18 protein-coding genes, 10 tRNA genes, 1 other RNA gene and 1 pseudogene are annotated in these 22,045 nt (G+C 49.7%); 2 read left to right on the top strand and 28 right to left on the bottom strand.

Features of this window, described 5'->3' with window-relative positions:
* Positions 1-47 precede the first annotated feature (47 nt).
* The 13 genes from FGI41_RS23550 to FGI41_RS23490 all read right to left on the bottom strand — a co-directional run bounded on the left by FGI41_RS23550 (position 48) and on the right by FGI41_RS23490 (position 3,929).
* Positions 48-123, bottom strand: a tRNA-Thr gene (locus FGI41_RS23550).
* A gap of 38 nt (positions 124-161) precedes the next feature.
* Positions 162-238: transfer RNA gene (locus FGI41_RS23545), tRNA-Asp, on the bottom strand.
* A 10-nt stretch (positions 239-248) separates the two neighbouring features.
* A tRNA-Thr gene (locus FGI41_RS23540) sits at positions 249-324 on the bottom strand.
* 116 nt (positions 325-440) lie between these two features.
* Positions 441-516: transfer RNA gene (locus FGI41_RS23535), tRNA-Gly, on the bottom strand.
* A gap of 6 nt (positions 517-522) precedes the next feature.
* Positions 523-598, bottom strand: a tRNA-Val gene (locus tag FGI41_RS23530).
* Positions 599-603: 5 nt separating this feature from the next.
* Positions 604-680, bottom strand: a tRNA-Glu gene (locus tag FGI41_RS23525).
* A gap of 22 nt (positions 681-702) precedes the next feature.
* Positions 703-787 (bottom strand) — tRNA-Leu (locus FGI41_RS23520).
* A gap of 25 nt (positions 788-812) precedes the next feature.
* Positions 813-889: transfer RNA gene (locus FGI41_RS23515), tRNA-Met, on the bottom strand.
* A 29-nt stretch (positions 890-918) separates the two neighbouring features.
* Positions 919-1,009: transfer RNA gene (locus tag FGI41_RS23510), tRNA-Ser, on the bottom strand.
* Positions 1,010-1,016: 7 nt separating this feature from the next.
* Positions 1,017-1,092 (bottom strand) — tRNA-Ala (locus FGI41_RS23505).
* Between the two features lie 186 nt (positions 1,093-1,278).
* Entirely contained in the window at positions 1,279-1,860 is a 582-nt protein-coding gene (locus FGI41_RS23500) for a hypothetical protein (protein ID WP_139492750.1), read from the bottom strand.
* 212 nt (positions 1,861-2,072) lie between these two features.
* The gene (locus tag FGI41_RS23495) at positions 2,073-2,924 is read right to left on the bottom strand and encodes a universal stress protein (protein WP_255298617.1); all 852 of its coding nucleotides are present in this window, start codon (positions 2,922-2,924) and stop codon (positions 2,073-2,075) included.
* A gap of 57 nt (positions 2,925-2,981) precedes the next feature.
* Positions 2,982-3,929 carry an L-lactate dehydrogenase gene (locus tag FGI41_RS23490; RefSeq protein WP_139492748.1) on the bottom strand — a complete coding sequence of 316 codons (948 nt, stop codon included), beginning with the start codon at positions 3,927-3,929 and terminating at the stop codon, positions 2,982-2,984.
* A gap of 301 nt (positions 3,930-4,230) precedes the next feature.
* Here FGI41_RS23490 and glnA point away from each other — a divergent pair, with 301 nt between their 5' ends.
* Complete coding sequence (gene glnA / locus FGI41_RS23485) at positions 4,231-5,649, top strand: type I glutamate--ammonia ligase (protein ID WP_139492747.1); 1,419 nt, start codon at positions 4,231-4,233, stop codon at positions 5,647-5,649.
* Positions 5,650-5,756: 107 nt separating this feature from the next.
* On the opposite strand, the gene ffs is transcribed toward glnA, so the two are convergent.
* The 4 genes from ffs to FGI41_RS23465 all read right to left on the bottom strand — a co-directional run bounded on the left by ffs (position 5,757) and on the right by FGI41_RS23465 (position 10,769).
* Positions 5,757-5,841: signal recognition particle sRNA small type (ffs, locus tag FGI41_RS23480), an RNA gene on the bottom strand.
* 75 nt (positions 5,842-5,916) lie between these two features.
* The gene (locus tag FGI41_RS23475) at positions 5,917-7,260 is read right to left on the bottom strand and encodes a helix-turn-helix domain-containing protein (RefSeq protein ID WP_139492746.1); all 1,344 of its coding nucleotides are present in this window, start codon (positions 7,258-7,260) and stop codon (positions 5,917-5,919) included.
* Between the two features lie 559 nt (positions 7,261-7,819).
* Positions 7,820-8,908, bottom strand: a complete 1,089-nt coding sequence (locus tag FGI41_RS23470) for a quinone-dependent dihydroorotate dehydrogenase (RefSeq protein ID WP_139492745.1) — start codon at positions 8,906-8,908, stop codon at positions 7,820-7,822.
* Between the two features lie 436 nt (positions 8,909-9,344).
* Positions 9,345-10,769 (bottom strand): hypothetical protein, encoded by a 1,425-nt coding sequence (locus FGI41_RS23465; protein WP_176560415.1) that lies wholly within the window; start codon positions 10,767-10,769, stop codon positions 9,345-9,347.
* 219 nt (positions 10,770-10,988) lie between these two features.
* Between FGI41_RS23465 and FGI41_RS23460 the strand changes: the two genes are divergently transcribed.
* On the top strand, positions 10,989-11,681 hold the full coding sequence (locus FGI41_RS23460; protein WP_139492743.1) for a glycine-rich domain-containing protein: 693 nt from the start codon (positions 10,989-10,991) through the stop codon (positions 11,679-11,681).
* A 71-nt stretch (positions 11,682-11,752) separates the two neighbouring features.
* Here the strand turns inward: FGI41_RS23460 and ald are convergent, their stop codons facing one another.
* The 11 genes and pseudogenes from ald to FGI41_RS23410 form a co-directional block, all read right to left on the bottom strand.
* Positions 11,753-12,877, bottom strand: a complete 1,125-nt coding sequence (gene ald / locus FGI41_RS23455; RefSeq protein ID WP_139492742.1) for an alanine dehydrogenase — start codon at positions 12,875-12,877, stop codon at positions 11,753-11,755.
* A gap of 128 nt (positions 12,878-13,005) precedes the next feature.
* On the bottom strand, positions 13,006-14,247 hold the full coding sequence (locus FGI41_RS23450; RefSeq protein ID WP_139492741.1) for a PucR family transcriptional regulator: 1,242 nt from the start codon (positions 14,245-14,247) through the stop codon (positions 13,006-13,008).
* A 105-nt stretch (positions 14,248-14,352) separates the two neighbouring features.
* A complete protein-coding gene (locus tag FGI41_RS23445; RefSeq protein WP_139492740.1) occupies positions 14,353-14,706 on the bottom strand; it encodes a response regulator in 354 nt (117 codons plus the stop codon).
* A 169-nt stretch (positions 14,707-14,875) separates the two neighbouring features.
* Positions 14,876-15,964: an S-layer homology domain-containing protein gene (locus FGI41_RS23440; protein WP_176560414.1), complete on the bottom strand. Its 1,089-nt coding sequence runs from the start codon at positions 15,962-15,964 to the stop codon at positions 14,876-14,878.
* Positions 15,965-16,058: 94 nt separating this feature from the next.
* Positions 16,059-16,847, bottom strand: coding sequence for a DUF4097 family beta strand repeat-containing protein (locus tag FGI41_RS23435; RefSeq protein ID WP_139492738.1), 789 nt, complete (start codon positions 16,845-16,847; stop codon positions 16,059-16,061).
* 3 nt (positions 16,848-16,850) lie between these two features.
* A complete protein-coding gene (locus FGI41_RS23430; protein WP_139492737.1) occupies positions 16,851-17,591 on the bottom strand; it encodes an HAAS signaling domain-containing protein in 741 nt (246 codons plus the stop codon).
* Positions 17,592-18,129: 538 nt separating this feature from the next.
* Positions 18,130-18,975 (bottom strand): alpha/beta hydrolase family protein, encoded by an 846-nt coding sequence (locus tag FGI41_RS23425; protein ID WP_139492753.1) that lies wholly within the window; start codon positions 18,973-18,975, stop codon positions 18,130-18,132.
* Positions 18,976-19,077: 102 nt separating this feature from the next.
* Positions 19,078-19,488 (bottom strand): S1 RNA-binding domain-containing protein, encoded by a 411-nt coding sequence (locus FGI41_RS23420; RefSeq protein ID WP_139492736.1) that lies wholly within the window; start codon positions 19,486-19,488, stop codon positions 19,078-19,080.
* A 107-nt stretch (positions 19,489-19,595) separates the two neighbouring features.
* Positions 19,596-20,666, bottom strand: a complete 1,071-nt coding sequence (locus FGI41_RS25590) for an acetate/propionate family kinase (protein WP_255298616.1) — start codon at positions 20,664-20,666, stop codon at positions 19,596-19,598.
* 123 nt (positions 20,667-20,789) lie between these two features.
* Positions 20,790-21,335, bottom strand: a pseudogene (gene pduL, locus FGI41_RS25585) (phosphate propanoyltransferase); the annotation flags it as partial.
* 138 nt (positions 21,336-21,473) lie between these two features.
* Positions 21,474-22,007 (bottom strand): VanZ family protein, encoded by a 534-nt coding sequence (locus FGI41_RS23410; RefSeq protein ID WP_139492734.1) that lies wholly within the window; start codon positions 22,005-22,007, stop codon positions 21,474-21,476.
* Positions 22,008-22,045 lie beyond the last annotated feature (38 nt).

Below are 22,045 nucleotides of genomic sequence, written 5' to 3'. Positions count from 1 at the left end.
CTGCCGCGTTTAGCCACTTCGCTATCTCCCCACTATGTTGGTAAAAATGGTGCCGGCGATAGGACTTGAACCCACAACCCCCTGATTACAAGTCAGGTGCTCTACCAATTGAGCTACACCGGCATATGTTGTTATGTCTTCGCCTTCTCTTTTGAAAAAGATGGCGGAGCTGACGGGACTCGAACCCGCGACCTCCGGTGTGACAGACCGGCGTGAACTCCAACTTCACCACAGCTCCATATGTTAAATGGTGCTCCCGACAGGAATCGAACCTGCGACCTCTTCCTTACCATGGAAACGCTCTACCGACTGAGCTACAGGAGCATTCGTTTGTTTCTTAACAGTGTTCTCTTAGGAACGTACTCTACTTTATCACATCTTAAATCTCTTAATCAACACGAAGTTTTTACCAATACTAGATGCGATTTTAGAGAAGAAGATGGAGCGGACGAAGGGTCTCGAACCCTCGACCTTCGCCTTGGCAAGGCGACGCTCTACCAATTGAGCTACGTCCGCATCATATGGTGGAGGCTGACGGGATCGAACCGCCGACCCTCTGCTTGTAAGGCAGATGCTCTCCCAGCTGAGCTAAGCCTCCATAGATGGTGACCCGTAGGGGATTCGAACCCCTGAATGACAGCGTGAAAGGCTGCTGTGTTAAACCGCTTCACCAACGGGCCATGCATTGATTGATTAAAAAATTGGTGCGGTCGGTGAGACTCGAACTCACACGGGTCGCCCCGCCACCCCCTCAAGATGGTGCGTCTGCCAATTCCGCCACGACCGCATATTAAATTTATTCCTAATAGAAATGGTAGCGGCGGAGGGATTCGAACCCCCGACCTTTCGGGTATGAACCGAACGCTCTAGCCAGCTAAGCTACGCCGCCATACTAGTAAACATCATTGCCAGAAAATCTGGCGGAGAGTGAGGGATTCGAACCCTCGCTACACTTGCGCATACTAACGGTTTAGCAAACCGTCCCCTTCGGCCTCTTGGGTAACTCTCCGTATAAATGGTGGAGCTGAACGGGATCGAACCGATGACCTCCTGCTTGCAAGGCAGGCGCTCTCCCAACTGAGCTACAGCCCCATGTCCACGATTTGTTGAGCACAAATTAGTGGGTGGATTTATAATCTAGCATGGATTGAGGTAGAAATGCAAGTATAATTTTTGGAAGTTGCTATTTACGTGATAACAACTGCGTTGCCCTCATTTCCTTTTCTACTATAACGAAGGGAGCATCAAAAAGATACCCCCTTTTTTCTGCCATTTTAACTACAACTCAAATCTGGCAACTTCTATATTGTAAGTTCCGTTCCCATACATAGAGAGCTGAATAATACCTTTAAAGGGAACGCTCATTTGGTAGGGATAACTGAATAGCCCGATATTGGAATGCTTCACCCAGCTCTCATCTACACGACTGGCCGCGCATGTTTGTCCGGTGTATGTAAAGGGATCAGTCGCACGCCATGTACAATTGATTGCTGTTTCGTTTACAGCCGCTTGACCGCTGGTATTCAGACCATATGTGAAGCTTCCCTTTGATGTCACATTAAGCGTACTAGAGAGAATCGTAATACCAATGGTTTGCTCAACGTCCCTTGTATAGTAAGTTTCGACACCAATCCCCGCTGGATTTAACGCAAGAGTAGGTTGATTGGCTATGCTTGTGATAACTACATAATATTTATCATTGATATATTCTTTAACCTCATAATTGCCCGCTGCCCCATTGGAATCTTTTAGCTTTTTGTTCATTTTCTCGGTCGCTTCTTCAAATGCTTTATTCCCTGCGTTCAATCGTTCTTGGGTTACGTAGCCTTTTTGTTCCATTTTCATATGTTCAGCCGCCATCGTTTCTCCATTTTCTCAAATGAAGTACACAAGAAATATAACCCCTTTTCTTTATTTGGTAAATATATGTAAACTGAATATTTTTTTAACAATTCACTCTTATCCCTTTCTATAATACTCACTCGGTGTAACGAGCTATTAACAGCAAAGACCTTTACCACCAGATAGAGGGGTAAAGGTCTTTGTTTCAGTTTTGCCTTTCTATATAACTGCTACTTCACAATCAACAGCGGCGTCTTCGTCCCATGGATCATCTTATACGTCACGCTGCCCATGATCGCCTCCGCCATCCAGTTGAGACCATGGTGACCAAGCGCAATCAGGTCGGCCTGGGTCTCATCTGCGATCTGGCGAAGCATGTAGGCCGGATAACCGACCTCCACACGGGTGCTGTACGGCACTTGATAATCAATCAGCACATTTTCATAGCGGGTCAGGATTTCCTTGCCGATATTGAGCAGTTCCTCTTGGTCCACCATGCTTACCACTTCCACACTGATACCTGTATAGGCGACCGGTGGTGTCACGACAGTAGCCAGAGTGATATGGGCACCTGTACGTTTCGCCAGATGAATAGCCTCATCGAGCGCACGTCTGGCGTGATCGGAGCCATCCACCGCGACGAGGATTTGTTTGACTGGATTGGTGACGTCCGCTTCTTTTGGGACGAGGACAACAGGTTTGTGCACATTCGCCAGCGTCTTATAGCTCATGCTGCCCAATAGATATCCAGATACCCGCCCGTAGCCGTGTGTGCCCATTACGACGAGATCTGCCTGCTGATCAGCGATGGTGCTGATCGTAGTTGCCGGTTCACCGAATTCGATGCGCAACTCGTATGGCGTATTTCCTTGCTCGACGACATCCTTGACTTCCACCAGCTGGTGATCCGCCTCTTCTCGTTGCAGGAGCTCGATCTGATGTGGCCCGACATAACGAGTCACACGTTCGGAAGGGATAGGATGGATTACATGCAGAAGCGTCAGTTCCGCGCTATCCGCAAACATATTCATCGCAAAAAGTACCGCCTTCTTGCTCATTTCAGAAGAATCAACAGGAAGCATGATTTTTTCCATGAGAAACACCAGCCTTTGGAGGAAATTTAGGTTAAATAAGCAGTTTTAAGCAAAACCGATTTCATTTAAGAAGTTGGCAAGCGTCGTTGCGGAATGACGCAGCTGCTCGCCTTCTGTATGGGTCAGTGGCAACTCGACCACCTGTTCTACACCGTTGCGTCCTACAATACTTGGGACACCGAGGCAGACCCCGCTGATCCCTTGATAGTCTTCCAGATAAGAAGAGACAGGGAGAATACTGCGCTGATCCTTCAAAATCGCTTCACAAATCCGGGCAAGCGAGAGAGCAATCGCGTAGTAGGTGGCTCCTTTTTTGGCGATGATGTGGTAGGCCGCGCGTTTGGTTCCTTCGGTGATCTCTGCCTTAGCCTCATCATTGAGATGCCACGGGTTCTCTGCCGGCAGCTCATCGATGTTGACTCCGGCGACCGACAGGGCACTCCAGGCAGGCACCTCGGTATCTCCATGCTCACCGATAATCATGCCGTGGACACTGCGCGGGTCAACCCCCAGCTTCTCCGCCACGAGATAGCGAAAACGGGAGCTGTCCAGAAGCGTACCAGAGCCGATCACCCGATTCTTCGGCCAACCGGAGAGCTTGAGCGCCACCTGTGTGAGGATATCGACCGGGTTGGTGGCGATGAGCAGAATCGCGCTGTCATTATGAGCAGTCACATTCTTGATGATCTGGTCAAAAATCGCAACATTGCGGTTCATGAGGTCGATCCTGGTCTCACCCGGGCGTTGTGCCGCACCTGCTGCGATCACAATGATGTCTGCCCCTGCACAATCCTCGTAGCCGCCCAAGGTGATTTTCATCGGAGAAGCCAGCATCAGACCGTGGTTAAGGTCAAGCACATCCCCCATCGCCTTATCTTCATTGGCGTCGATGAGCACCAACTCGTTGGCCAATCCCTTAATAAGTACGGTGTAAGCAAAAGTGGAGCCGACAGCTCCCGTTCCGATCAATACAATTTTGGTGTTTTGGCTCATTTCTTCACGTCCTTTGTTTTTCTTATCTTTATCCTACGCCGAGACAGTATGACCCATTGTGATGTTTCTCACACTCTCCTGTGAAAAAAGCGTGAACACCAAAAAAGTCCCGCTTTTTTTCAAAGGACGAGCACCCATTCACAAATCCGACACTATTATGTAAGAAAACATGACACCAAACGTAACGAAACCTATTGACAGACTATTCCCACCAACACTATAATCCAATTATAAAAAACAAAGAAAAAACGAACAATAACAAATACGATAAAAAAAATATTCGTAAATTGGAGTGGATATCATGGACATCAAGGCCGTACTCGAACTTATCAAAGAAAAAAACATCGAATATGTAGATTTCCGTATCGTTGACGTATTAGGGCGTCAGCATCACGTAACCATCCCTGCCTATGCAGTCGATGAAGATACATTTGTACAAGGGGTTGCTTTTGACGGCTCCAGCTTGGTTGGTTATAAAGGCATCGAGGAATCCGACATGGTCATGATGCCAGACACGGCAACGGCGTTTGTCGACCCATTCGTCGAAGCTCCAACCCTCAATATCGTCTGCAACATCTATGACCCACACGGCAACCGCTACGACCGCGACCCGCGCAACATCGCGGAACGCGCTGAAGAATACCTCAAGGAATCCGGTCTGGCTACCGCTGCTTACTTCGGTCCTGAATCCGAGTTCTTCATCTTTGACAATGTTCGCTACGCATCCGGTCCATCCGGCTCCTTCTTCCATATCGATTCCGAAGAAGCTTACTGGAACACTGGCGCTGAAGGCAAAAACCTCGGCTACAAAGTACGCAACAAAGGCGGTTACTTCCCGGTACAACCAACCGACACTCAAGTGGATATCCGCAATGAGATGTGTACTCTGATGACCGAAGCAGGCCTCAAAGTGGAGCGTCATCACCACGAAGTAGCTACCGCTGGTCAAGCGGAGATCAACTTCCGCTTCGATACCCTGACCCGCACCGCAGATAACCTGCTCCTGTTCAAATACATCGTGCGCAACGTAGCAGCAAAGCACGGCAAAACCGCTACCTTCATGCCAAAACCAATCGTTGGTGACAACGGTTCCGGTATGCACGTTCACCAAAGCTTGTTCAACGGTGACGTTCCGCTCTTCTTCGAAAAAGGCGGCTACGCGAGCCTGAGCGAAATGGCTCTCCACTACATCGGCGGAATCCTCCACCACGCTCCAGCATTGATCGCTCTGTGCAACCCAAGCACCAACTCCTTCAAACGTCTTGTTCCTGGCTACGAAGCACCGGTTAACCTCGTGTTCTCCAAAGGAAACCGTTCCGCTGCTGTCCGTATCCCAGTAGCTGCTGTGACACCAAAAGCATCCCGTATCGAGTTCCGTACGCCTGACTCCACAGCTAACCCGTACCTCTCCTTCGCGGCTATGCTGATGGCTGGTCTCGATGGGATCAAGCGCAAAATCGATCCACGCGAACTTGGCTACGGCCCTATCGACAAAAACATCTACGAGCTCTCCGACGTAGAAAAACACGAAATCCGCAGTGCTCCTGGCTCTCTTGCTGAAGCCCTTGACGCTCTGGAAAGCGATCACGAGTTCCTGCTCGAAGGCGGCGTCTTCTCCAAAGACGTTATCGAAAACTGGATCTCCCTCAAACGCGGCGAAATCCAACAAGTAGAGCGCACCGTGAATCCAAAAGAATTCGAGCTTTACTACGATCTGTAAACCTCTCCTAATCGATAATAAGAAACCCCCATCTGCGGCGGCACTCTCTCCTCCGTTTGCAGATGGGGGCTTTTATTTTATATAGAAGCTTCTATATATATGTATATAAAAAAGGAAGGCACACAGAGTTGACCACTTATGGCTGCTTCCTTCCGGACCTGACCAGATTCGCGGGCTCTGTCGCCTTCGAAATTTATTATATACGATAACGTACTCAAAATGCAAATGGTAATCTATGTGAAAAAAAGACACTTTGATTGAAAGTGCCTACGTCGATGACTCAAATATCTCAGGTGTGATTGCACTCATCATCAAATCACGAAAACGTTCCTTTAATTCCACACCGGCATGCTGGGAATGGGTATAGAAGAGATAGGCACACTGCTTGATTCGCTGTACATTCTTAAACGTACAGGCTTTCTCAAGTGCTTCTATAATATCTGACAGCCCGATATCGATCTCACCCATCTGAAAATAGTATTCAGCCCGCACGGTCAACAGTCGTAGGAAGCGTTTTACGCTGAGCCAGTCCTTTCGTCGCGACAGCTCGTCCACTTCTGTTTGGTAGCGGGTCAACAGTTCGGCTACCTGATCTTGTCTGTTTTTTTTCATATAGGCTTCAAGCGCAGCGGGGAGGTATACCCAGAGCTCCTCCTTGCTCTCAATCTGTTGCAGGACCTGGTCGATTTCTTCAATCTGCCCCATCTCCGTAAGAATTAGGGCTTGATTCATGGCGGATAAACGTGAATAATATTCACCAAAAGGAGCATACTGCTTGGTTACTTCCAATGCCTTCTCAAACTCACCCTTCCCTATATAGGCTGAGGATTGGTACAATAGGCTCTCCGCCTGATATCTGCTGTCATTGCGAAGACGAGCCAGCTCATGAAGCTCCTTGGCATACTTGGCGAGCTTGGCCCAGTCTTCCACTACATTATAGAAGGTAAGCATACGGAAATATGCTTCCAGCTTGAGATTACAGGTGATCTCAATGCCCTTTTGGTCTTTGGAGGTATATTGCTCGGGTAAGTACGTCAGGTACTCGGTCAGGCGATAGAGCGCTTCATAGCCCGCTCCGTACAGATCCCGTTCTCTTACAATTAAAAACTTGCGAAAATACGCAATCGCCAGTCTCTCTGTACGGCGATCCTCCTCTTGTACGATCATGTCGAAAAATGGCAGGGCGTATTCTCCCTTATTCGCATGAAAAAGCTTCTCTCCAATCGCCAGCATGGTATCAAATGTGCGGTTTTTATTTTTATCTTCAATTAAAAAAGCAAGACCCTGATCGGCCAAATCCATCCGGTTCATCAAAATGCAAGTGGAGACAAACTCCCCCAGCTTGGAAGGGCGAATCCGACCTTCGTCACTGCAGCACTCCGCAAAAAAGTAAGGATAAAAGTAACCTGGAGGCAGTTGAAACGCTCTGGCGATTGCATCTAATTGGTGAAGCATGATCGATTGTTTATTATTCAATATATTGCTGATCGTAACAGCCTCAATCCCCGTCGCTTGCGCGAAATCTTTCCGTTTCCAACATCTTTCATCCATATATTTCTGGAACAGCTGCCGCAATTCAATCCGGGTTACGTGGAAATCATGATCGAGCATCTATAATCCTCCCGATTCTTATTTATTCGAAATAGTATTTGATTTGCAAAGATATAGATATAAAAAAGCCCCTTCATTTGACTGGAGGGTACGTGCCAACAAACAAACAGGAGTCATTTTTACTATATTTTTGTTTTCATTAATATACACAAGTAAAAAAGGGTTTATTTTTTGTGGTATTTTGTTAAAAACTGTCGAAAAAGATTAATTTTTTAACAATATCATCCATTTTATCCCTCAACATTGATGCACATACAAAAAAAGGCACATCAACACAAGACGTGCCTTCCCTTATAGCTGAACCTGCAACATTTTCTTGATACACATACGAAAAGGAGCCTTGGTCTGTCTGCCTGCAAATCCGCCAGATTTACATTGAATCGTGGTCATTCCGTCGCTCCTCCTTGTTTTCCTGAGTTCTTCCTTTCTCATCATAGTGGTTTGTCGGTTATCTGAAAACAACAAAGTGCAGACTTGTACAATTGAAAAAAGCGTCAGACGATCAAATCAGATCATCTGGCGCTTTTTTATACACATGGCTGGATAAGCATGCTGGAGACTATCTATGATCGGCTCCGATTGCTTCTTGAATCGTGGTGAAACCGTCCTGCTTCAGTCGCTCCAGCAGACGTCTGTTGATCGCTTGGACGACGCCTGGCCCTTCATAGATCATGCCGGTATAGACTTGGATCAGGCTGGCTCCTGCCCGGATTTTTTCGTAGGCATCATCTCCGTTGAAAATCCCGCCGACCCCGATGATCGGTACTTGCCGGCCTACTTCCTGGTAGATCTCACGCACCCATGCCGTTGAGCGGGCGGTGAGCTGACGTCCGCTCAAGCCTCCGGTCTGTTCGGCAAAGGTACGGTTGCTCAGTCCTTCACGGGAGAGAGTCGTATTGGTGGCGATGATTCCGGACATGCCTTCTGCGACTGCTACCTGTACAACATCGCGCATATGCTCGTCTGCCATGTCAGGTGCTACTTTCAGCAGGATCGGCTTGGCCTTCGCGCCGTTCTTTTCTAGAGCATCTGCCTTGGCTCTGATCGCACGGAGCAGTTGGCGAAGGCTCTCTGTCTCTTGCAGGTCTCGCAGATTCGGCGTATTTGGTGAGCTTACATTGATAACGAAATAATGGCCGTACGGGTAGAGTGCATCCAGACATTTTTCATAATCGCTTGCTGCCTCTTCATTGGGTGTCACTTTGTTTTTGCCGATATTGACCCCGATTGGAATGCCTGCCTGCTGGTAATTCTGCAGACGTCGGGCGGCGCTTTCGACACCTTGGTTGTTAAATCCCATCCGATTGATGACAGCCTGATCTGGTACGGAGCGGAACAGACGCGGTTTGTCGTTGCCCGGCTGTGCCAAAGGGGTCAAGGTTCCGATCTCAACGAACCCAAAGCCGATTGCACCCAGGCCATGATATACTTCGGCGTTTTTATCAAAACCAGCCGCGAGACCAACTGGATTGGCGAACGGAATCCCCCACAGGGTATTGTTCAGGCGCTGATCCTGGAAGCCATACATCATACGGAGCATCGAGGTGCCGCCTGGTGTGCTTTGGGCCAGTTGCAGTGCATGAACCGTCCGTTCATGTGCCACTTCAGGGTCGAGAGTGAAAAGATACTTTTTCATCAGTTGGTACATGCTGATTTTGCCACTCCTAACACAGGTTTTCGAACTCTTTTTAAGAGGATACCATAAAACGTTCGGTAATGGGAGGGTTGGGGATTCTGTTTTGAACCTTAATTTTAAAACCAGTAGGGGGTTATGACTGGCCGCTGATGGAAAAGAAATGGTGCGGGCGGGCAAAAACATCTGGGTGATACAGGGAAGTGAGACTGTTCGCCCTAGGCGGACTCGGGGAAGCAGGTCACCCTTTCTTTTCCACCAGCTGGGTAGGTTTTAAAAAAAGGTTCAAACCAGAATCCCAACCTCTTGAGGGGTAAAAGAAAAAAGATAAAGACAAGAGACAAGAGCGACTATACAAAAAGACTGCCGATGTCCCGACAGCCTCTTTTCTCCCTAATAACTATTTATCTTTATCGATTTGCATCTGTCATTCTTTATCTTTTCCCTCCACCTACTGATAATACCCTGTCACTCCCCTCTCCTCCATCCATCTGCGTTTGGCTTGCATGAGGATGTCGAGGTCTGGGTCGCGGAGGTTGCCCATCTGTTGGAGGAGCTGTTGGGTCTGGTAGAGGTCGTTGTAGGTGAGGTAGGGGTAATCCTCCAAGCCCATTTGGCCGTTGCTGAGGTAGGCGTAGTGGAGGTTGCCGTCGGGTTTGATCCAGCGGTCGCGGGTGTTTTTGATGCCTTGGATGATGATGTCGCCATAAGCCTGGTAGTAGGTGGTGCCGGTGGCCATGTAGAGTTCGTACATGTAGTTGGCCATGGCAAGCTGGTGGTTGAGGGAAGCATGTGTCTTCTTGTGGGCGTTGGGGTGGTTGTAGTCTTCGACGAGCCAGCCGAGCTGATTGCCTGGGATGGTAAAGTGACGGGTATCGGAGTGTTTCATCATCCAGCGGGCATAGGCTTGGGTGGCGGTGAGAAAACGGGGATCTTGGTATTTTTCATAGGCGACGAGGAAGATGCGGGCAAGATCGGTGTTGAAGCGAGTGTCGTAGAAGCCGTAACCGATTTGGTAGTCCTTCCAGAGCCAGTTGGAGCGGGGCAAGGTCTCCCAGTAGCCGAGTTGGTTTTGGGTGGGCAGGACGGTGTCGAGCATCACCCAGCCGAGGTCTTCTGCGGCGCGGCTACCTCCGGTCAGGACGAAGGAGCGGGCCAGATAGTTGCTTGGATTGCGCCAGAATGTGCGGGGGCCTGTGGGGGTATAGCTGGATGGGGACAAGACGTAGAAGCCGTCCCATGACCATTTCTGGCTGTACTGCATATCCAAGAGCATCCAGATGCTTTCCATATTCGGCTGTGTCCAGTCCACGAGCGGCTGTGCGGATTCCAATGCCCAGACCTCGCCGATATCCTTGGCCTGCTGGGGAATCTGGATGGTGAGGGTATATCCCGTCGCAGTTTTTTTCACATGGATCGGTTGGGAGGTGGCTTTCTCCACCAGAGAACCATTGCCGATGGGTGTGTAGACGTTGGGGAAGCTGATGTACATATGGCGGTGGGTCGTGTCTAAAAAGCCTCCCGTGCGCGGCAGATAGCCATTGGCGGGCAGCGGGACGGTATACCAGTGCCGGACGCCGTTGTTAATCGCTATGTAGCGGAAGCTCCCCTGCTCCCCCGGAATCTGCAGGGTCCATGAGTAAGGTTTGGACGACGTGCGTTGAATGGAGAGCTGCTTGAACCAGTAGGTATCACCGTTGGGGAACTGCACGTGGCTGGTCTGCATGGAACCGTGTGACAATGCTGTTTTGCTCACCTGCTTGACTGGCAGTGGAGTCTGGTTCAGATTCGCCGCAGCCGGTGCCTCAGCACTTATAAGCTGTACCGAGAGGAGAAAGCAGAATAACAGGGATCGCCATCCTTTTCGAAACAACATTCACACCCCTTTTCTGATGATGGTCCAATCGTCGGTTGCTGTTATTGTGTAAGACGTTGGAAAGAAAAGGAATGTTACATATAAAGAAAATAGGACAAAAACATTCATGTAGGATAAAACCTTTATATTTTCTAAACATTTACATAATTTAGATTTCACTTTAATATCTAAAACATGTAGGCCCTTATCCTGTTTAAAGCGAGAGGAGCGTTTGTGAAAATGACAAATCAAAGGTTGGAACTTCCTGTTCTCCGTGTAGATCTTGTCAAAGCAGCAACCCGTGGAGAAGGTGTGCTTTCTACGCTCGATAATGAAACGTTGTCCGTCATGCAGGAGCGTTACCGCAAATTCCTCGCCTTGTGCAAAAAGTACCCGCAGCGCGCGATCGCCCCTGCCAGAGACATTGATGAGATGTGGCATCTGCACATGCTTCATCCCCGTGCTTATTATCAGGATTGTATGGAGTTCTTCGGTGATATCCTTGATCATGATGGTGGGTTTGGCGGAGATTCCGAGGAGCAGTTCGAGGAATTAGTCGACTGTTTTGATGAGACCACAAATCTCTGGGCCGAGGAGTTTGGAGAGGATTATTCGAATCCGGAGAGTGGGTATTATCAGGAGCGTGCGGACAGATTGGAGATGGAGCCGACCTCACAGGCTATGATTAAGTGTCAGTATCGGAAAAGTGACTCCAACCCTGCTATGATCAAGTGCCAGTATCGCAAGGCTGACTCCAACCCTGCTATGATCAAATGCCTGTATCGCAAGGCTGACTCCAACCCTGCTATGATCAAATGCCTGTATCGCAAGGCTGACTCCAACCCTGCTATGATCAAATGCCTGTATCGCACCAAGAAGATCAACCGTGAAGCGATGGTCCGTTGTCTGTTCAAATCCTCCAAAACCTCATAGTCTCTTTTGTATCCATAAAAAAACCACCGTCTCGTTGAGAAACGGTGGTTTTCATTCGTTGTGATACGCGATTAGTTCGCTACCAGCAGTACGGAGTCGATGGACTCGTATGGCAGGTTGTGAGCATCTGCAACCGCTTTGTAGGTTACTTTGCCGTCGATGACGTTCACGCCTTTTGCGAGGGCAGCGTTGGAACGGATCGCTTGCTCGTAGCCTTGGTTAGCGATTTGCACAGCGTATGGAATGGTTACGTTGGTGAGCGCCAGTGTGGATGTACGTGCTACCGCACCTGGCATGTTTGCTACGGAGTAGTGGATTACGCCGAATTTTTCGTAGGTTGGGTTGTCGTGGGTAGTGATACGGTCGATGGTTTCGATAGAACCACCTTGGTCGATCGCTACGTCAACGATTACGGAACCTGGTTGCATCGCTTGAACCATTGCTTCGGTTACGAGGCGTGGAGCGCGTGCGCCTGGGATGAGAACTGCACCTACGAGCAGGTCTGCTTTTTTCACCGCGTTTGCGATGTTGAAGGAGTTGGAGATGAGAGTCTGTACGCGGCCTTGGAACAGGTCGTCGAGCTGGCGCAGACGGTCTGCGGAGATGTCGAGCATGGTTACGTTAGCGCCGAGGCCGAGAGCCATTTTCGCTGCGTTGGTACCTACGATACCACCACCGATGATAACGACTTCGCCACGTTGTACACCTGGTACGCCGCCGAGCAGGATCCCTTTACCGCCGTATGGTTTCTCCAGGAATTGAGCACCGATCTGAACAGACATGCGGCCTGCTACTTCGGACATTGGAGTGAGGAGCGGGAGTGCACCGTTTGCCAATTGTACGGTTTCGTAAGCGATTGCTACTACCTTTTTCTCAACCAGTGCGCGAGTAAGTTCTGGTTCTGGAGCGAGGTGGAGATACGTGAAGAGGATTTGGCCTTCACGGAAGTAGTTGAACTCGGATGCCAGCGGTTCTTTTACCTTGATGACCATGTCTGCTGCCCATGCATCTGCAGCGGTTGGAACGATTTTTGCGCCTACTTCAATGTAGTCAGCGTCTGTGAAGCCGCTGCCCAGACCTGCATTGGTTTCAACAAGTACTTCATGTCCATTTTGTACAAAAGCAGTTACACCTGCTGGGGTAATTGCTACACGGTTTTCGTTATTTTTAATTTCTTTAGGAATACCTACGATCATGGTGTGATAACCTCCTTAGGAACGTTACAATCTGGTGTCTTCTTACTCTCATTGTACAGTGATTTCAGAACATTCCTATTGGAGATTCCGTTGATTTGCACGACCTCCCATTTGTGAAAATCCACAAATCAAATCAGCTTGCGCAATTTTAGCTCCAGATAAATCGCGGTACGCTGGTTGGGGTCATCCAGACTGATCCCCATGATCTCCTCGATGCGGCGCAGGCGGTAGCTGAGCGTATTGATATGGATATGCAGGCTCTGGGCGGTCTGATTGACTTTGCCGGTGGTGTCGAGGAAGGTCTCCAGGGTCTCCAGCAGGTTGGTCTGGTTATCGCGGTCATAGGATTCCAGGGTACGCAGACGTTCGTTCTGGTATGATTCGCTGTTGTTCCATTTTTTTAATGTAAGCAAAAAGCGGTAAATCCCCAGATCATGATAGCCGTTGATTTTCTCCACTTCTTTGGGAAAAAGGCGCTTCACCTGCAGGACGAGCATGGCTTCCTGATAACTGCGTCTGCTTTCCATAAAAGCTTGGCATGGCCGTCCATAGCCGAAGGAGAAAGTCTCGCGCTGGTCGGGAAAACGCTCATACAGCTTGTCTGACACTTCTTGCCAAAAGCTTTCTGCGTAGGACAGGAGGCCGTTTTTGTCTTTGGCGTCCTTGGGTTGCAGCGGGCCATTGCTGAGCAGCATGATCAGCTGGTTGCCGTCTTTGCCCCAGATGATCCGGTCTCGCATCAGCAAGGGATAGAGCACCTGCTCCAGCTGGGACTTGTCGCTGTCGATGATGCAGACGAGGTACGGGGCCTGAAGCTCCAGATGCAGAGTCTCCGCTTTTTGCAGGATCGCGGTCTCACTCTGGTGATTGCCAAGCAGTAGCTCCCAGAAAAATTCCTTGCGCCGCTGCTCCTCTGCCTTACGCTTTCCTTGGCGCTGCAGCAAGCGGGTGACAGCGGCACGGGCAGCCTGACGCAGTGTCTCGTCATCCTGACGGGTAATCGGGCGGTTCAGCTCCTGCGCCCAGATATAACCCAGTACCTCGTCCCCTCTGCGGATCGCGATCGCCACGCGTTTGCCAAGTCCCACCTCGTCTTTGGCAGGTATATGGACAGGATCAGCCTGGGTCAGCAGTTGTTGAAAGACACCATCTTTCCACAAGCGCGTCAATACCCGCTCCGGCACACGCCGTCCCATGATCGTCGACCAGCGGGCTTGGTCTGTAATGTCACCATGTGAGCTGTACGCAATCAGGCGATGGTCGGCATCTTCTATCGTAATCGGATTTTGCAGTAATTCCCCTATGGCATCAGCAAGCTCATCAATATCACCGTGCTTGATATGGTCAAAAAGTCCGCGTGCATCGGACATGTTTTCACACCCTTTTAGATAAAAACGCTTTCTTTTTTGAGTCTCTTCTACATTATAGCGAAACCCCCGTGAAAAAAAAGAAAATCCAGGCGAACGATTTGTCGCCTAGACGTATTTAGAGATCGCATGCAATATATTGTCTTTTTGAAAAGGCTTTACGATAAAGTCTTTGGCTCCCAGCTTCATCGCTTCGAGCACCATATGGCGTTGTCCCATGGCAGAACACATCACGATTTTAGCTGTTGGGTCCAGCTTGAGGATTTCGCGGACAGCCTCCGTACCCATCATATCTGGCATGGTAATATCCATGGTGACTATATCAGGTTGAACTTCCTTATATTTTTCGATGGCTTCTACACCCGTAGTTGCTTCCCCACACACTTCATGTTCCCCAGAAAGCATCTGGGCAAGCATCTGCCGCATAAAAGCCGCATCATCGACAATGAGTACTTTTGCCACGGTTGTTCCCCCCTCTTGCCTGTGCACGATGACTAATCACAACCAAACTATTGTGTATATAATAGCGTTACCCGATTTATCAATATAGTAAACCATACAGAAAAAGTCAATTACACTTAAAATTAAAAAGACTCCGGCATCTCAGCCAGAGTCTTAAAAAAGTTGTAGGTTATTCGTTTTTGCCCACCAGTACGAATGTGTTGCCATCCGTGGAGGTTACGTAGAAGGTTCTGGCGAGGCTGCCCACCAGCTCACCGGAGTAGTATTGGACGACGACACGGTATTTGCCTTCTTTTACCTTGGTGATGTAGATCAGTTCATCGAAAGCAGGGAAAGCGGCAAAATCGGTACCGGTCACCTTGAGGAAGCCGAAGTGCTCATCGAGGAATGCTTTGCTTGCCGGCAGTTTGTTTTTCTTCACCACGTCTTCAAGTTCGCTGAAGTTCTTGATCTTGCTCAGATCTACCTTGACGAAGAAATCGGTCAGTGCTTTGATCACTTGTTGCTTCGTGTCTTGATTTACGTTGTCTGGATAGAGTTCGGTCATTTTTTGCTGGAAGCGCTTGAGGACGACAGCGGCTTGGGCGCGGGTCAGATTGGTTTTCGGTCGGAAGGTATCGTCAGGATAACCTTCAATAAGTCCGAGCTTATAGGCTGGGTACGCAAAATAAATCTCGTATTCATCCTTGAGTGAGATGTCCTTGAACCATTGCTCTTTGGTTCCTTGATAAGCACGGCCGCTGTCGCCTTCACCCAGAGCGGTCAGCATCAGACGGGTGGCTGAGAGGCGGTCGATCAGGGTTCCCGGTGGGTTGTACGGTACGATACCCGCTACCATCATCTGATCATAGACTTCTTTTGACCAGCCTTTTTGCATGTTTTTGAGATAGGAGGTGTAGATGTAATTGTCCAGCTTGTGCCCTTTGAATTTGGGGACAGAGCGGTGCAGGAGAGCAAAAAACTGCTCCTCGGTCATCGGCGCCTCTGGACGGTAGGTTTTATCCGGGAAGCCTTTGATAATTCCTTTATCCACCATCTCACGGATGGTCGCTTCAGCCCAGTGGCCGTCGATATCCGTCAGCTTAATCGCAGGTGCTGCATTGGCATTGACTGCTTCGCTGTTGGTCATTTCGGAGCTGGATGATACTATGTTGGTTGCTTCCGAGTTGGTTGTATCGGCGCTTACGGTACCTGCTCCCTGTATCGTTGCAGATACAAATAAAGCCATAGTAAGGCAGAATGCCCAGAGTTTACGCATATCAAAATTCACGTCCTTTGTGTAAAGAATTTCAGGTACGTTACACATGTATGACGTGAATCTTGGAAAGATGTTACGTAAAAAACTTCCAGAATCACTCCCCAACCGTGATATCTCCCAATGCGGCATCGATATGGACGAGCGGGCCTTGTGTTCCGAGTGTCACTTTGAGATGGCGCCCAGTCTGTTTTTGGTAGTCGATGTCAGGGAGATTGACCTCGCTGGTTCCGGTGTGTGTAGCGAGATCAAAGGTGGCGGCTTCCGGCGGAGTGTTCAGGGTGAGTAAGACATCTCCGGTATTGGTTTCTACCATGATGTCATCTTGCAGCTCTCGGAGTTGTATGGTGGTATCGCCCAGATCGGTCTCCAGATCAAGTCTGCCTGTACTATTGGTGACGGTGATATCCCCTGTATGGGTGCTCAGCTCGAATTCATCTGCGGTCAAACCATTCACATGGATATCCCCGAGTGAGGTGGATGCGGCAATCTGTTTATAAGCTTGGCTTGGGATGGCGATCACGGCTTTGCCTTGGGATTGGAACAGCGTGAGGTTTTTCATCGAGATGATTTCGGTGTCGAGGGTGAGGATCGGCTCGATGCGGAGCGTATCACCGTGCTTGAGGTCGATATCCAACTCGATGTTATCCATATAGGTGTCGCTTGTCTCTCCCAGCAGACGAATCTCGATCTCGTCGCTGTTGCTTGGGATCAGCTCCACCGGGAAGACACTGCCCTCGATCTCGATCCGCTCAATCCCTTTGGCTGGGATGGTTTTGGTCAGGTCAAATGTCTTCATCTGCGCGGCTGCCTGTCCGTAGAGAACGAGGCTGCCCGCCAAGCCGACAGTGAATAGTCCGAGGCCGATTTTGGTAATCCACTTCATAGGTTAGTCCCCCTTGATCATTCTCAGGTTCAGTTGGAGATATCCGACCGTGATCCGGAAAAAAAACCGGCCCAGATGCATCAGCCCTCCGCCAAGCAAAAGACCTGCCCCGGTGAGGATCAATGCGATAAAGATGGCATCAGGCATCGCAATCTGCACCAGATCAAGCGGGAAAACCGGATAAAACAACGCGATTGGCGACAGGACAAAAGCGACAGCGGTCACAAACAGGCCAAGCAAGGTGCCTGCTACCGCGAGAAACGGGCCCATGACGAAGATCGTGTTGAACAAGAAGAGACCAGTGGTGGTCAGGACGGAACGGGTCAAATTGATGGATGAGCGCGGGCTGGTTGATTGGCTGTCGGAAGGCTGCACGCCTGCGGTTGGGGTTGCTGCTGATGAGGAGTGGACTCCTGCCGTTCCGATCTCAAGGGTCGTTGCTTGACTATAGGCTGATTGGGGGATTTCACCGTACAGTAGTTGTTCGGCTGTGGTCGCCGATGCCATGGTTCTCGTCGTGACGGGGTCGCTTGGATGCGGAATCGCGCCCAGCCATTCTGCCTTGATCTCAGCTGCGGCCTGCTTTGGGGAACCGAAGATAGAGATGATGTCTTGCATGGTTTTGCCGTTGGTCAGGGCTTTTTGAAAATGGCTGTCGCAGTCTGACAGGATGTTGTTCCGTTCTGTTTCTGGCAAATCTATTAAAAGGGTGGACAGTTCAGTTAGGTATGTTTCTTTGTTCATAGGGCGTGTGAGTCCTTTCAGCTTTTTAGGTTGCGTGTGACGGCGGTGATCGATAAAACGATGATTGCCAGTCTATGGGAGTGCTTATGTATAGAGTAACAAGAGAATGAAAGGATACCCACGGGCTGTGGAGTGGTTTTTGTCTCCGTCTCAAGGCTGAGTGGGGTTGGGAGAGTGGGAGGTGGTCGGGGGATTTGCCTGATTTGAATTCCCTTCGGAGAAGGGGTGGGTGTCCGCTGAGAAGGAGTACCTGGCATGCAGGGGCAAAAAAGGGTGATTCGGGGATGATTGAAGTTTGCCCTGGGGGGAATGCTTCGAAGATTTCCCAGTTACTCCTTCTCAGCTGGGTAGGGAATTCAAAAAAGGCTTATCCCCCGACCACCTCCCACTCTCCCTGCGGAATAGGGAAATGACAAAAGAAAAAAGAATGAAAACAGAAAATAACAAAGAAAAAAAGACCAGCAATGCTTTTATAAAAAGCAAAGCGGTCTTAAAACTAGCCTCTGAGTATTAATAAACTTATGAATATCCTTCTACATCACTTACCCTTTTCCCCACCTAACCACGCAAACATCTTCCTCGTATACTCCTCAATCTGAGTGGAATCAAACAGATGACTTGCTCCGTCCACCAGCCAGAAGTCGTATGGTTTACCATGTTTCGAACATTCAGCCGCCAAGCGTTTGGCATGGGCGGGGCCGACGTTTTCGTCTTCGGTGCCGTGGATGATGAGGATCGGGCAAGTGACCTCAGACACGCGGAAGATCGGGGAGCGGTCGAGGTAGGCTTGGGGGTCTTTTTCGGGGTGTCCGACGAGGCGCTTGAGCATGCGGCGCAGGTCGTTGCGCTCTTCGTAGGTGAGGAACATATCGGTGACACCGCTCCAAACGACAGCTGAGTGAAAGCCCGGTCGTTCGATGGCGGCGAGCAGGGCCATCATGCCGCCACGGGAAAAGCCGAACAGGCTGATCCGGTCAGGCTGCACCATGGGCATGGCGCGGAGCAGCTCGTAGGCGCTGTAGACATCGTGACGGTCGTCCCCGCCAAACTTGTCCTGCCCCTCTCCTCCTTCATTGCCACGGTAATGCGGTGCTATGACCACATAACCGAAGGAAGCAAGCTGCGCGATGCGTTCTGGTCTTACTTTGCCGACACCACGGTAGCCGCCGCGACAGTAGAGCAACGCTGGTAACGGCCTGGCATTGACCCCGCCGGATTCAGCCTCAGCCGTGCCATCCGAAGTTGGAATAGCCAACAGGGCTTTGACACGGTAGCCTTGGCTGTCATACGTGATCTGATGCAACTCGACACCCGCTGTGGGACTGGCCAGTGGTTCCGCAGCGAGGATGGCTTCGGTCAGGAATGGTTGATTGGTTGTGTACATCATACGCACCTCCAGACTTGCACCTGAATATAGGTTTCCCGGCTTTCAGGCAAAAAAAATAAGAGGAACTTGGAAGGTTCCCCTTATTTTATCGTGTGTTTCTTAGAAACCACGTTTGTTTTGCTTTTTGTTGATTGTAGCCAAGTTTTCTTCGCTCGCTTTGAGCCATTTTTTCATCTTGTCTTCAAAGGTCTCGCCTCTGAAGTTGTTATCGCCGCGTTGTTTGAAACCACGGTCACCACCGCGCGGTCCACGTCCACCTTCTGGGCGCTCAGGTGCTGGTAACGCTGCACGTACGGAGAGAGAGATTTTGCCTGCATCATCAATGGTGAGAACTTTTACTTTTACAGTGTCTCCCACGGAAAAGTGTTCATTAATGTCCTTGACAAAACCATTGGCAACCTGGGAGATGTGCACCAACCCCTGTTGGTTTTCGTCCACCGCCACAAACATACCGAACGGCTTGATCGCTGTCACTTTTCCCTCAATGATGCTGCCTACTTCAACTGCCATCAAATTTGCACTCCTTTTATTGGTTAACCAAAATGTCGAGAACCTTGCTACTCTGGCTCATTTTACTAGTATAGCAGAGAAAGCGATTCAATGAAAAGCCCAGTTTGCTAAATCGTCATGGTCTCAGGTGTATTTAAATACAATTGATACGCATCGGTAGCCATGATTAACTCTTCGTTGGTCGGGATGACCATGACTTTGACCGGAGAGTACGGGCTTGAGATGAATCCTTCCCCTTTATTATTCTTATTCGCTTCTGGGTCAAGAATGACACCTGCGAATTCCAGACCGGTGCAGATCATCTGACGCACTTCCGGATTATTTTCACCCACACCAGCCGTAAAGATAATCCCGTCTACGCCGTTAAGACGGGCGAGGTACAATCCGATGTAGGTATGCAGCCGTGTGGTAAACATCTCAAGAGCGAGTTGGGAACGGTGATCGCCCTCCTTGGCCTTCGCCATGACGTCGCGCAGATCACTAGAGACTCCTGATACTCCCAACAGACCACTTTTCGTGTTGAGGATATCAATCGCCCCAGAGGTATCGGTCTGCTCAATTTCTTCGATGTAGGGGATAATCCCCGGGTCGATGTTGCCGCTTCGGGTCCCCATGCTAAGACCTGCGAGCGGTGTCATCCCCATCGACGTGTCTAATGATTCACCGTAACGAATCGCCGTGATACTCACACCGCTGCCGATATGGCAGGAAATCAGGCGAAGCTTATCGGTCGGCATCTCCATCAGCAGTTGGGCTCGCTTCATGACGAACCGATGTGAGATACCATGAAAGCCGTATTTACGGATTCCATATTTTTCATAGTATTCATATGGAAGGGCGTAGAGATAAGACGACGGCGGCATCGTCTGGTGGAACGCGGTATCAAAGTTGGCTACCTGGATCGAGTCAGGGAGGTATTTCTGGGCCACCTCAATACCGAGCAGGTTGATTGGATTGTGCAAAGGCGCGAAGCGGGACATTTCGTCGATTCGCTTTTTGACCTCGTCGTTAATGATGACAGACTGTTTGAAATGCTCGCCACCGTGGACGACCCGGTGTGAGACGAGGGTGATATTATAATCCGTGAACTTGTCAAAGATTGATTTGATCGCCGATTCGTATTGGTCGCGCTTGATTTGTTGCAGATAGTCGGATGCGATCAGCTTACGGGTCGGCATCTCATAAAGCTTATATTTGACGGAAGAACTGCCGCAGTTGAGGACGAGGACGTGGGTCTTTTCTTTGAGGCGCAGCTCTTTGTAGGTATCTTCCTCTGTTTCGGGGACAAGCACTTCTACTTCCATGTCATTGCGCAGACCGGAGGCATTGGCTTCGTCGGTATCGATGTGGAACTCGAGGCGGTAGTCTTTGTGAACCCGGCAGAGCACGTTTTCAAGGATAAGGGATCGTGTACCTTCCACTTCGACGGAGACCATCTGCTTATCCTTCACACCGAATCGCGCAGCATCCTCCGTTGAAAAGTGGATATGGCGGATGGCGATGATCACGCCTTCCTCGAGTGTGATCTGCCCATTCGGACCTTGGATGGTGATAGCTGCACTGTTGGCCAGATCTCCAGAATCGCGGATCGGCGGGTCTACTCCCAACAGGTAGCTGTCTGTACGGGAAATCTCCACTTGAGTCTGTTTACGTACCGGACCGAGAATCCGTACATTGTTGATTTTTCCTTTGGTTCCGATCAATGTGACAGTCTCCTGTGCCGCGTACTGGCCAACTTGCTTGAGGTCCTTCATTTTTTGAAGCTGATAGCCGGGGCCAAATAGCTTCTCCAAGTCCTGCTGGGATAAGTGAATGTGTCGGTTGGATACTCCTACAGGTACTTTCATCGGATGCTTCCCTTCCATTCTCAACCCTGTGAGTTATTTATACTTTAGGATGGGTTATCTGCCTGTATTTTATCACCGGAGCATTCCGCAAGTGCATGGCATCCGTGATCGTTCTGTTACCAAACCGTGAGCATTTTGTCACAACTTTTTTCGTCTCCGGTAGACGTCACTCCATCTGACCGGTTTCTCCGTACGCAGAGTGATATGCAAAAGAAAGGCAATCAGCAAAGCCGTATATCCTGCCGCCATATCCAGCATCACATCAGACAGCAGGGCCGTCCGGTTGATCGTGAAGGATTGGTGCCATTCATCCAAAACGGCGATCACAGCGGTCAGACACCCGCTCCATGGCAGAGCGACACTCACCGAGGACAGACGGGCCAGCAAAAAATAGACGGTGACCGCAATCGTCGCAAACGTAACCGCATGGGCAGCCTTGCGAATGAAAAATTCGATAAACCCTTCCACACCGGAATAAGCGATGCTGACAGGCTTGCCGCCATAGTCAAAATCGATGTGGCTGTAATGCTCTACCACATATTCTGTATCAACATATTGTTTGATTAGTTGCCGCAAATCTTGTTTTTCATACGGGAGTGAGGACGCATAGGTGAGTCCCCCCAATATACAAGCAAAAAAGAGTAGTCCGATTATTACCTTTTGATAGCGCATTCTTTCACCTCTCCCCTCTCTAGTATCGCCAAAGAGTT

It is taken from the genome of Brevibacillus dissolubilis (assembly GCF_006170445.1).
Lineage (GTDB): Bacteria > Bacillota > Bacilli > Brevibacillales > Brevibacillaceae > Brevibacillus_B > Brevibacillus_B dissolubilis.
Note: the sequence above shows the minus strand (reverse complement) of the source record. Positions and strands in the feature narration are given on the sequence as shown.

Bases quoted from the DNA above. Each gene is read 5' to 3' on its own strand.
- FGI41_RS23410 (WP_139492734.1), bottom strand. From the start codon at position 22,007: ATGCGCTATCAAAAGGTAATAATCGGACTACTCTTTTTTGCTTGTATA.
- FGI41_RS23495 (WP_255298617.1), bottom strand. From the start codon at position 2,924: ATGCTTCCTGTTGATTCTTCTGAAATGAGCAAGAAGGCGGTACTTTTT.
- FGI41_RS23475 (WP_139492746.1), bottom strand. From the start codon at position 7,260: ATGCTCGATCATGATTTCCACGTAACCCGGATTGAATTGCGGCAGCTG.
- FGI41_RS23425 (WP_139492753.1), bottom strand. From the start codon at position 18,975: ATGTACACAACCAATCAACCATTCCTGACCGAAGCCATCCTCGCTGCG.
- FGI41_RS23465 (WP_176560415.1), bottom strand. From the start codon at position 10,769: ATGTTGTTTCGAAAAGGATGGCGATCCCTGTTATTCTGCTTTCTCCTC.
- FGI41_RS23440 (WP_176560414.1), bottom strand. From the start codon at position 15,964: ATGCGTAAACTCTGGGCATTCTGCCTTACTATGGCTTTATTTGTATCT.
- FGI41_RS23420 (WP_139492736.1), bottom strand. From the start codon at position 19,488: ATGGCAGTTGAAGTAGGCAGCATCATTGAGGGAAAAGTGACAGCGATC.
- FGI41_RS23470 (WP_139492745.1), bottom strand. From the start codon at position 8,908: ATGTACCAACTGATGAAAAAGTATCTTTTCACTCTCGACCCTGAAGTG.
- glnA (WP_139492747.1), top strand. From the start codon at position 4,231: ATGGACATCAAGGCCGTACTCGAACTTATCAAAGAAAAAAACATCGAA.
- FGI41_RS23460 (WP_139492743.1), top strand. From the start codon at position 10,989: ATGACAAATCAAAGGTTGGAACTTCCTGTTCTCCGTGTAGATCTTGTC.
- FGI41_RS23430 (WP_139492737.1), bottom strand. From the start codon at position 17,591: ATGAACAAAGAAACATACCTAACTGAACTGTCCACCCTTTTAATAGAT.
- FGI41_RS25590 (WP_255298616.1), bottom strand. From the start codon at position 20,666: ATGCCGACCCGTAAGCTGATCGCATCCGACTATCTGCAACAAATCAAG.
- FGI41_RS23450 (WP_139492741.1), bottom strand. From the start codon at position 14,247: ATGTCCGATGCACGCGGACTTTTTGACCATATCAAGCACGGTGATATT.
- ald (WP_139492742.1), bottom strand. From the start codon at position 12,877: ATGATCGTAGGTATTCCTAAAGAAATTAAAAATAACGAAAACCGTGTA.
- FGI41_RS23490 (WP_139492748.1), bottom strand. From the start codon at position 3,929: ATGAGCCAAAACACCAAAATTGTATTGATCGGAACGGGAGCTGTCGGC.
- FGI41_RS23435 (WP_139492738.1), bottom strand. From the start codon at position 16,847: ATGAAGTGGATTACCAAAATCGGCCTCGGACTATTCACTGTCGGCTTG.
- FGI41_RS23500 (WP_139492750.1), bottom strand. From the start codon at position 1,860: ATGGCGGCTGAACATATGAAAATGGAACAAAAAGGCTACGTAACCCAA.